The sequence below is a fragment of the Corynebacterium sp. MSK122 genome (genome assembly GCF_030229435.2).
In the GTDB taxonomy this organism is placed as follows: domain Bacteria; phylum Actinomycetota; class Actinomycetes; order Mycobacteriales; family Mycobacteriaceae; genus Corynebacterium; species Corynebacterium marquesiae.
Map to the genome: position 1 here is coordinate 1 of NZ_JASPHV020000106.1, position 246 is coordinate 246.

Below are 246 nucleotides of genomic sequence, written 5' to 3' on the forward strand. Positions count from 1 at the left end.
GTGGTAGCGCTCGGTAAGTTCTGCGGTGATCCGCGGAGCACCGTAAACCTGATCGGAGTCCGACCAAATCTGATGAATCTTGCGGTCAACATCGTCGTAGAATGCTGCGCGATCATCGTCGCCGGATAGCCGCTTCTGCTGCGTATGGGCCCATTTGTAGTATCCAGACCGAGATACTTTTAATAGCCGTGCCATACGTTTGATGCTGTAGTTGGCCTTCTCCTGCCGCATCAATTCGAACTTTTC

General features: G+C 52.4%; 1 pseudogene. It reads right to left on the reverse strand.

Annotation, left to right across the window (positions count from 1 at the left end):
- Window positions 1–195, reverse strand: a pseudogene (locus QP934_RS11645) (hypothetical protein); the annotation flags it as partial.
- Between the last annotated feature and the right edge of the window lie 51 nt (window positions 196–246).